Raw genomic sequence first — 8,998 nt, forward strand, 5'->3', positions numbered from 1 at the left:
AGTGTCTTTCCTTAGTTGCCCTGTGGCTGAGCGATCCGGACGCCCGTCTCGCTGTCGAACAGATGACAGATCGACGCGGGGATGGCGGCATGCACGAGATCGCCTATTTCGGCGCGGTACTCCTTGCCGGACTTGATGGAGACGAGCTGGTCGCCGATGCGGAAACTCGCCATCGTCGCCTCACCGAGCAGTTCCATCGAATAGACGTCAGCGCCGAGCTCGCCGCCTTCGGAAACGAGCGTCGCATCCTCCGCGCGAAAACCGAGCGTCACCGGTCCTTTCACATTGCCCTGGAGACCGCCGATCGTGATGCCGGGCCCGCGGAAAATGCCGTTCTCGATATCGCCGGAAACGAGGTTCATCGCCGGCGAGCCGATGAAGGAGGCGACGAAGGTGTTGGCGGGCTTGTCGTAGATTTCCGTCGGCGTACCGACTTGCTGGACGAGGCCCCTGTTCATCACCACGACCCGGTCAGCAAGGGTCATCGCCTCGATCTGGTCGTGCGTCACGTAGATCGTCGTGACTTTCAGCGTGTGCTGCAGATTCTTGATCTGTGCACGGGTCGAGACGCGCAGCTTTGCATCGAGGTTGGAGAGCGGTTCGTCCATCAGAAAGGCCGCCGGCTGGCGCACGATGGCGCGGCCGAGCGCCACGCGCTGGCGCTGGCCACCGGACAAGGCGGCCGGCCGGCGCTCGAGGAAATCGACAAGCTCCACCATGCGCGCGGCCTGCATGACCTTCTCGTGATGCAACTCCTTCGGCACTTTTCGCACGCGAAGCGGGAAGCGGATGTTCTCGTAGACGGTCATATTTGGATAGAGGCCGTAGCTCTGGAACACCATCGAGATGTCACGGTCCTTCGGCTCCAGCTCGTTGACCATGCGGTCGCCGAGCCAGACTTCGCCTTCGCTGATCTCCTCCAGCCCGGCGATCATGCGCATCGTCGTCGTCTTGCCGCAGCCGGAGGGGCCTAGCAGCACTATGAATTCCTGGTCACCGATATCGAGGTTGAAATTGTCGACCCCGACGAAATTGTGCCAACGCTTCGATACGTTCTTCAGACGGATTTCAGCCATTTGCGATTATCCCTTCACGGCGCCGGCGGTAAGCCCGCTGACGATCTGACGTTGGAAGAACATGACCAGCACGAAGAGCGGCGCGGTCGCGGAGACGACGGCGGCAACGGCGAACATGACGTTGCCCTCCTGCTGGATCGTGCCGAGGAAGCTCGCGATCTTCGGCACCATGGTCTGGTTGGGCTGGGAGAGGAGCATCGCGGTCACGGCGAAGTCGTTATAGGCGAGCAGAAACGAGAACAGGCCCGTGGTGATCACGCCCGGCCACATGACCGGTATCACCACCAGACGGAAGGCCTGGAAGCGCGAGCACCCGTCGACCATCGCGCTCTCGTCTAGGTCCTTGGGGATCGACAGGAAGAACGAGTGCAGCATCCAAAGCGTGAACGGCTGGTTGATGGCGACCAGCACGATGATGGCGGTCGGCATGTAACCCCAGATGTTCATCTCGAAGAACGGCAACAGGTAGCCCGAGACCAGCGTGATATGCGGCATGGCACGGAAGACGAGCGCCAGCATCAGGAGCCAGAACGTATAGCGGTAGCCAGAGCGCGCCAGTGCATAGCCGCCGAGCGTGCCGAAGGTAAGCGACACGACGACCACCGACACGGTTACGATGACCGTATTGATTACCGAGGAGAAGAAATCACGCAGCACCCAGGCGCCGTAATACCCCTCGCCCGTGAAGGCGGAGCCCGTCTGCGCGATGGTGCGCGTGCCTTCGACGGCGAACCACCAGCTATCACGCGAGAAGAAGTCCTGCTCGACCTTGAACGACCCCCAGACTGTCCAGATGAAGGGGAAGGCCGCCGTGAACACCCAAAGGAGCACGAAGCCGGTGGAAAGCACTGCCAGGGGCAGGGGCTGTCTGCGTGTTTTGACCATCATCGCGCGGCCCTCTCATCGACGGTTGAATTCACGCCAGGTGCGTACCAGCACCGGCGACAGGAGAATGATGACGCCGATGATGGTCAGCATGGACGTTGCCGCCGCCGAGCCGAAGAGCTGGTCGACCTGGCCGCGCAGGTCGTTGAAGATCAACCAGGACAGCGAGGTGGCGTTGGCTTCCGCACTGAAGCCGACGATCGGTTCGAAGACCCGGAAATTGTCCATCAGCTGCACCAGCGCGACAAAGGTGGCGAGCGGCATGAGATGCGGGATCACCACGAAGCGGACGCGCTCCCAGCGGTTGGCGCCGTCGATCATTGCCGATTCCAGCGTATCGTGCGGCACGGTCTGCAGGCCCGCATAGAACACGACGAAGGAGAACGGCGCATTGTGCCAGATGCCATAGACGAGGAGCGTGATCCACGTGAGCCCGGCCGACGATTTCAGCGAAAGCGTCGGATCGTTGAGGAGCGCTTGCAAGGTGGCGCCGAGAATGCCCTGCGAGGACGCCATCCAATAGACGATGAGCGCGCCCACCAGCGGCGTCACGATCATCGGCAGAAGCGAGAAGAAGATGACCGGCCCCTTGTAGAAGGGCGGAATGGCATTCACCCCGAGCGCGATGCAGAAGCCAAGCAGCATGGCGAGCGGCGTCACCACGAACGTATAGGTGAGCGTGAAGGCGAGTGCCCGGTAGAATGGCAGGTTGTAGATGCGTGCGGCGGCATCGGCGAAACCGGAATTGCCGGAGAGAATCGCGCCGATTTCGGTCAGGGCCAGGTGGTTGCGATCGAGATAGGTGCCAAATCCGTTGAAGCGGCCGAGCGGCTCCTCATGGCGCAGTTTCTCCGTTGCTTCCGCGTCGACGCGCGTCTCCTTGGTGCAGCCGGCAAAAGGCGCGCAGGTCTCGACCTCGGTCACCACCCGCTCGTGCTGGACATAGAGAGACTGCACCGCGACCGAGACGATCGGCAAGGCTATGAAGAGCAGCATCGCCACGAGTGACGGCATGATGAAGGCAAAGAAAGCCCTGTGCGGCATGCGCCTTCTCCTAGCTCAAGATTCCGTGTTGCATGGATCCCGAAGGATGCGGGACAATTTTGACGAGGACCGGGAAGCGCCAAAGGCCCGGCACTTCCCGAGCGCCTCACTTCAGAAAGCCGCCTTCGCGGGCCGCTGCCGCATAGGACGCCTCGACGTCCTCCAGCGCCTTCTGCGCACTTTCGCGGCCCTGCATGAATTCGGCGAGCTCCGCGCCAAGCGCGGAATGCAGCAGGCCCATATAGGGCATCATCGGATAGGGCTTTGCGCCGCCATTGGCGGTTTCCAGCACGCCGACCGCAGCCGGGCTGGGTTGGTAGCCCTTGGTGAGCCAGGTCGCAACGCTCGAGTTCTTCTGCCCGACCTCTGGCCGAATGGCGTAGACCATGGCGCGGAACGAGGCTTCGGCATCCTCGTCGGAAATGTTCTTGGCGATCGAGAAGCCGTCCCACCAGAGGGCGGCCGCCGGCGTCGTACCGCCGCCGACCGTGGGAGCCGCTGCCAGAATGGTATTGTCGGCGATCTCGGCCGGCGTCTTTGCCGGATCGATCACGCTGCTCGCCAGCGAGCCCCAGCCATTGATGATCGCCGTCTTGCCGGCGATATAAACCTTGACGATCTCATCGGCATTATAGGTCATGTAGTCGGGGTTCATGTATTCGGTCATCGCCTTCATCGTGTTCAGCGTGGCTATGCCCTTCTCGTTGTTGATCGCCGCTGACGCCGACCCCATTCTGAAAAGCTCCCCGCCATAGCCGAGATACATATTGACGAATTCCGCCGCGAGATCCCAGCCGGCCTTGTCGGCAGCGGCAAGCGGATACTCCATCAGGCCCTTCTCCTTGATCGCCTTGGCGGCCGCGAGAATTTCCTCATAGGATTTCGGCTGCTGGAGCCCTGTCTTTTCCAGAATGTCCTTTCGGAAGAACAAATGCTGCGAATTGCCCATGAACGCGATCGCCATCACCTTGCCGTCGAGCTTGATCAACTGCGTCGGCTGAAGATCCTGGCCATATTTGGCGACAAGATCGTCGAGAGGGCGCAGCAAGCCCTCGTTCAGAAGCGGCACGATGGAATTGTTGGCGATGACGGCGACGGTATATTCGGCCGGACTGATCTTGAACGCCGGCACCTGGAGGTTCTTGTGTTCGGTCGTCTGGTTCATACCGACCTTGACCGTCGCGGAGGCACACTTCGCCGCCTCAGCGCCAACGAGACGCAAGGCCTCGAAGTCGTTGGAGAGGATGCGCACGGAGCCCTTCTCGATGCCGCAATCCGCCCGGGCGGGCGCGATGGAGACGAGGCCAGCCAACATCAGGGCGGCGGATGCAAGCAGTATCGATTTTGTCATGTTCCCACTTTCTTTGTTGGCGGCACGCCGACGTGAAGACGACACCGCGTTGCTCCCACGCCTTTTGACAGCGTCCTATTGCGATCATGATAGACATTTTGCATACGTATGCAAGCAATTTCGCAAGCGTATGCAGAATTCTTTTGCCTAGAGGCCATAGCCTGGCGCGGAATCTGGAGGAACGCGCCGCAGCGGCCAAGCCGCAGCGGGTGGCGTCGTCGACATTCGCGGTCATTCCATCAGCTTGGTCTTGGACAATCAGACCCCGCTGGTGACCACCTCTACCCTGCTACACGATTGTCATTCCCGTTGGGAGCGGCGAGGCACTCGATCAATTGCGCTCGCTCGGCGAAAGGCGGCCGATTGCGTGGCCAGGTGATCCAGTACCCACCTTCCATACGCAGCGTTTTCTCCGTCAAACGTCGGAGCCTACCGGATTCGACCGCATCAACGCACAATGCCAAAGACGCCAGCAAGACACCCGCTCCCGCCTCGGCTGCCCTCAGCGACTGAACGAACGTATCAAAGCGCAACGTCGGCACGGGCGGTGGTGGCTCGCCCTTTTCGGTCGACCAATCACGCCAGCCGGCTCTCGGACCGGATGTGGCGATACGCGGTTGGTCATGCCAGGATCGTGATGGATCGCGGAGCAAGATCGGCGATGCCAGCGGTGTCAGTTCCTCGACGAAAAGCTGCTTTGCCTCGCGTCCGGGCCAGTTTCCTGTGCCGAAGCGGATCTCGAAATCAGCCTCCAGGCGTTCATAGTCCGGCAGATGCTGGATGGTCTCCAACGAAAGCTGCACGTGCGGAAGCCGGCGAGCAATCTCACCGAGGCGCGGAACGATCCAAAGCTCGATCACCGAGCCGGAGGCGGCGATGGTGATCTTGCGTCGCGGCTGCTCGAACAGGTTGGCGGCGCTGTGCAGCAACTGCGTCAACGCGGCCTGCACATGCGGCAACCAGGCTTCGCCTTGCGTGGAAAGAATGACGCCGCGCGGCTGGCGGTTAAAGAGCTGGGTGCCGAGATGGAGCTCCAGGTTCCTGACGCGTTGGCTGACCGCCGCCTGTGTCAGCCCCAGCTCATTGGCGGCGGCCGTGAAACTGCCCAGCCGGGCAGCCGCTTCAAAGACGCGGATCCATTCGAGTGACGGCAGGTGCTGTGGGATCTCAGCCATAAGATAAATGAGGTCATGTTATCGAATATGGTTGTTTGTACTTATGTCGGGGCCGTGTCAAGTTCCAGGCCATTAATCATCGTCTACCGAGGAGCCACCTATGTCAGGAAAGATCCCGATCGAAATCTTGGATGACGGCGAGGCGCTTGCCCTCGATCTGCCAGGCAGAGGGCGGCAACGTTTCCATGCCATCTGGCTGCGCGACAACGCTTGGGACGATGCGACGCGCGCACCGGGCAATGGGCAGCGGCTCATTACGCTCGGCGACATCCCCGCCAGCACGCGGATTGCGGCTGCGCATGCTGAGGAAGGGCTCCTGCATGTCGCATTCCAGCCGGAAGGCAAGACCATCGCCTTTGATCTCGCTTGGCTTGCCGATCATGCTTATGACAGCACCCACGACCGTATCGTCGGCTGGACCGCGCCTGAAATCGAAACGTGGGACGCGACGCTCGGCACGCGAATCCCCATCGGCGATTTCGCTGCGGTGAGCCGCGATCGGAAGGCGCTCGCTGCGTGGCTATACGGCGTGCGCCGCTTCGGCTTCGGCAAGCTTACTGGCGGTCCGGTCGAGAGCGGGGCACTGTTCAAGGTGGCGGACCTTTTCGGCTATGTCCGCGAAACCAATTACGGTCGCCATTTCGAGGTACGCACCGAGGTGAACCCCTCCAACCTGGCCTACACGGGCCTGGGCTTGCAGGCGCACACCGACAACCCCTATCGCGACCCTGTGCCGACGCTGCAGATACTCTACTGTCTGGAGAATTCGGCCGAGGGCGGCGAGAACATGGTGGTGGACGGCTTTCGAGCCGCCGAGCGTCTGCGCGACGAGAGCCTGCGCGGCTTCGAGCTTCTGACCCGCTACTGCGCGCGTTTCGAATACTCCGGAAGCTCCGGCGTCTGCCTCCAGTCGCGCCGACCCATGATCGAGCTTGCGCCGGACGGCGAGCTTGTCGGCATTCGCTTCAACAACCGTTCTGCCGCAGCGATCACCGACGTCCCGTTCGAAGACATGGCTGATTACTACGCAGCTTACCGCCGCCTGGGCGAGATCATCGACGACACGTCCATGGAGGTCACGTTCAAGCTGTCTCCCGGTGAATCCTTCATCGTCGACAACACGCGCGTTCTGCACGCACGAAAAGGTTATTCCGGTGCCGGCTCGCGATGGCTGCAAGGCTGCTACGCCGACAAGGACGGGTTGCGCTCGACGCTCGCGGCGATCGAGCGTCAAGACCGGAGGGCGGCCTGATGACAAAACCCAATCCCGATACGTTGACACCCGAAACGATCGTTGCGTTTCTGGCTGACATCTTCGAGCGTCGCGGCGGCGAGGAGTATCTTGGCGAACCGGTAACCATGGCCGAGCACATGTTGCAGGGCGCCTATCTCGCCGAACAGCAGGGCGAACCGGAGATCATCATCGTTGCCGCGCTGCTGCACGACATCGGCCACTTCACCAGTGAGTTCGGGACGTTCTCGATGGACGACACGCATGACAAGCATCATGAGGAGGCCGGTGCGGCGGTGCTGGAACGGTTCTTCCCGCGCCTGGTCGTCGATTGTGTGCGCTATCACGTCGCCGCAAAGCGTTACATCTGCGCGACCGATCCCGCTTATTTCGGGCAGTTGTCGGCAGCCTCCATCCATTCGCTGAAACTTCAAGGCGGGCCAATGAATCCCGAAGAGGTCAGGGAATTCGAGCGCAATCCCAATGTGAAGGAGATCGTCCGTGTTCGTCACCTGGATGACGCGGGCAAGATGGCAGGCATGGATACACCCGGTTTCGCCCATTATGCATCAATGGTGCAGCGTATCGTCGATGCGCATTGCAAAAGGACGGCTGCCTGAACCCGGCGGCCTCTCACGCGCAACGAAGCCGGGCATCTTCGCCGGGCACCAGATATACCTAAGGCACCGCGATGAGAAGAAGATAGGCTAGGAAAACGACAAGATGGACAAGGTCGGTCAGGACTGTCGTGCGCCCGGTGGTAAAGCTGACAACGCAGGTCGCCAACGCTATCGTGAGAAGAACCATATCGCGAGGAACCAGGCCAAGGATCAGTTCCCCTCCCACGAAGAGATTGACGGCACTGACCACCGGAACGGTGAGGCCGATGGTGGCGCAGGCCGAGCCCAGCGCGATATTCAAGCTCCGTTGCAGTTCGTTCCGCATAGCCGCTTTGATGGCGGCTATCGATTCCGGCATCAGCACGATGGTGGCGACTAGAGCGCCGATGATTGCATCGGCCTGTCCGATCTGCATGTCGATGAGGCGCTCTTCGATCGCGATGGCCACCCTTTCGGTCAGCACCACGACGCCGATCAGACCGGCCAACAGCAAAACGACACTGTATATGAGGCTGCGTTCCGGCGGAGCGGGATGCGCCGCAGCGGCTCCGTCGCTGATGAAGTCGTCCCTGTGCCGTCTGGCCTGCGCGACAAGGAAGCTGATATAAAGCAGGAAGGCAAGCGTGGCGATGAACGCGAGCTGGATCGGAGCAAGGCCGCCCGACCCACCGCCTACCGTGAAGTTCGGAAGCACAAGTATGAAGCCGGCCAGAGCGATGAGCATGGAGAGGAATGCGCTCGTGCCCTGCCGCTTGATGTCTTGGTGCACATGTCGCCATCCTCCGAGCGTCAGGCAGATGCCGATGACACCCGCGCACACGACCATCACCGTGGAAAATATCGATTCCCTAGCCAATGTCGGATTGCCGGTGTGGTCCAGCATCATGGAAACGATGACGGATGCCTCGATGGCCGTTACCGCCAGCGTGAGAACGAGAGTACCGAACGGTTCCCCGACACGGTGCGCCACGGCTTCGGCATGATGGACCACGACGAGCACCGTGGCGGGAATCAGGAAGAGGGCGACAGCCTCCAGCACATGGCCGAGCAGGCCGGAAGACGGATTGAAACGCGGTTCGAGAACGGCAAGCGCCGCCGCCAGCAGGGAGGCGCTCGGCAGGCCAACCTCGGACAATCGATGGCCATCCAACCCTATTCTCCATTGGCTGCCGGGCGTGGCCGCCCTGCATGGCCGCCGATCGACGGGCGGCGAGGCGACGAGATGAAATTGCCCTGCGCCTCGTCGCAGCCGCGCTCGCGCAGCAGGTGGTGGACATACGGATTGCTGGGGCCGACGCACAAACGCCAAAAAGCAAAAAGACCCAACGGAATGGGCCAAGGGAAAGGATTGAAGGAGAAAGGCTCTATTCGGAAAGGGAAAAGGGTAAGCGGCAGCCGCCGGCGACGGCGGATATTCTTCGTGGGGGCGGCAAGCGCAAGAATCAGAAGGAGAAGATCGACTTTGCGGTTTTTACCGCCAAGGATCTGGAGGATAGAAACACGAAAGCCCCGTTGGGTTTCCAACGGGGCCTGTTCGATGAGGCTGGTTGCGGGGGCAGGATTTGAACCTGCGGCCTTCAGGTTATGAGCCTGACGAGCTACCGGGCTGCTCCACC

Annotated in this window: 9 protein-coding genes; 2 read left to right on the plus strand and 7 right to left on the minus strand. The window is 61.3% G+C overall.

Going from position 1 to position 8,998, the window contains the following annotated elements; all coding sequences use genetic code 11:
- Positions 1–11: 11 nt before the first annotated feature.
- From ACIIOY_RS10080 to ACIIOY_RS10100, 5 genes are all read right to left on the minus strand, one after another.
- Positions 12–1,076 carry an ABC transporter ATP-binding protein gene (locus tag ACIIOY_RS10080; RefSeq protein WP_411034518.1) on the minus strand — a complete coding sequence of 355 codons (1,065 nt, stop codon included), beginning with the start codon at positions 1,074–1,076 and terminating at the stop codon, positions 12–14.
- Between the two features lie 6 nt (positions 1,077–1,082).
- Entirely contained in the window at positions 1,083–1,964 is an 882-nt protein-coding gene (locus ACIIOY_RS10085; RefSeq protein ID WP_411034519.1) for a carbohydrate ABC transporter permease, read from the minus strand.
- Positions 1,965–1,976: 12 nt separating this feature from the next.
- Positions 1,977–3,005: a carbohydrate ABC transporter permease gene (locus ACIIOY_RS10090; protein WP_411034520.1), complete on the minus strand. Its 1,029-nt coding sequence runs from the start codon at positions 3,003–3,005 to the stop codon at positions 1,977–1,979.
- A gap of 106 nt (positions 3,006–3,111) precedes the next feature.
- Positions 3,112–4,356 carry an ABC transporter substrate-binding protein gene (locus tag ACIIOY_RS10095; protein WP_411034521.1) on the minus strand — a complete coding sequence of 415 codons (1,245 nt, stop codon included), beginning with the start codon at positions 4,354–4,356 and terminating at the stop codon, positions 3,112–3,114.
- A 281-nt stretch (positions 4,357–4,637) separates the two neighbouring features.
- Complete coding sequence (locus ACIIOY_RS10100; protein ID WP_411034522.1) at positions 4,638–5,531, minus strand: LysR family transcriptional regulator; 894 nt, start codon at positions 5,529–5,531, stop codon at positions 4,638–4,640.
- 100 nt (positions 5,532–5,631) lie between these two features.
- Here ACIIOY_RS10100 and tmpA point away from each other — a divergent pair, with 100 nt between their 5' ends.
- On the plus strand, positions 5,632–6,783 hold the full coding sequence (tmpA, locus tag ACIIOY_RS10105) for a 2-trimethylaminoethylphosphonate dioxygenase (RefSeq protein WP_411034523.1): 1,152 nt from the start codon (positions 5,632–5,634) through the stop codon (positions 6,781–6,783).
- Positions 6,783–7,382, plus strand: coding sequence for a (R)-1-hydroxy-2-trimethylaminoethylphosphonate oxygenase (tmpB, locus tag ACIIOY_RS10110; RefSeq protein ID WP_411034524.1), 600 nt, complete (start codon positions 6,783–6,785; stop codon positions 7,380–7,382). Before tmpA ends, tmpB begins: the two co-directional genes overlap by 1 nt.
- 58 nt (positions 7,383–7,440) lie before the next feature.
- Here the strand turns inward: tmpB and ACIIOY_RS10115 are convergent, their stop codons facing one another.
- Positions 7,441–8,517 (minus strand): calcium:cation antiporter, encoded by a 1,077-nt coding sequence (locus ACIIOY_RS10115; protein ID WP_411034525.1) that lies wholly within the window; start codon positions 8,515–8,517, stop codon positions 7,441–7,443.
- A gap of 17 nt (positions 8,518–8,534) precedes the next feature.
- A partial coding sequence (locus ACIIOY_RS10120) for a hypothetical protein (protein WP_411034526.1) occupies positions 8,535–8,998 on the minus strand: 464 nt, incomplete at its 5' end.

Source organism: Shinella agrisoli (genome assembly GCF_046557955.1).
Lineage (GTDB): Bacteria > Pseudomonadota > Alphaproteobacteria > Rhizobiales > Rhizobiaceae > Shinella.

Excerpts from the sequence above, each read along its gene's own strand:
- tmpB (WP_411034524.1), top strand. The coding sequence starts at position 6,783 with ATGACAAAACCCAATCCCGATACGTTGACACCCGAAACGATCGTTGCG.
- ACIIOY_RS10100 (WP_411034522.1), bottom strand. The coding sequence starts at position 5,531 with ATGGCTGAGATCCCACAGCACCTGCCGTCACTCGAATGGATCCGCGTC.
- ACIIOY_RS10085 (WP_411034519.1), bottom strand. The coding sequence starts at position 1,964 with ATGATGGTCAAAACACGCAGACAGCCCCTGCCCCTGGCAGTGCTTTCC.
- ACIIOY_RS10090 (WP_411034520.1), bottom strand. The coding sequence starts at position 3,005 with ATGCCGCACAGGGCTTTCTTTGCCTTCATCATGCCGTCACTCGTGGCG.
- ACIIOY_RS10095 (WP_411034521.1), bottom strand. The coding sequence starts at position 4,356 with ATGACAAAATCGATACTGCTTGCATCCGCCGCCCTGATGTTGGCTGGC.
- tmpA (WP_411034523.1), top strand. The coding sequence starts at position 5,632 with ATGTCAGGAAAGATCCCGATCGAAATCTTGGATGACGGCGAGGCGCTT.
- ACIIOY_RS10080 (WP_411034518.1), bottom strand. The coding sequence starts at position 1,076 with ATGGCTGAAATCCGTCTGAAGAACGTATCGAAGCGTTGGCACAATTTC.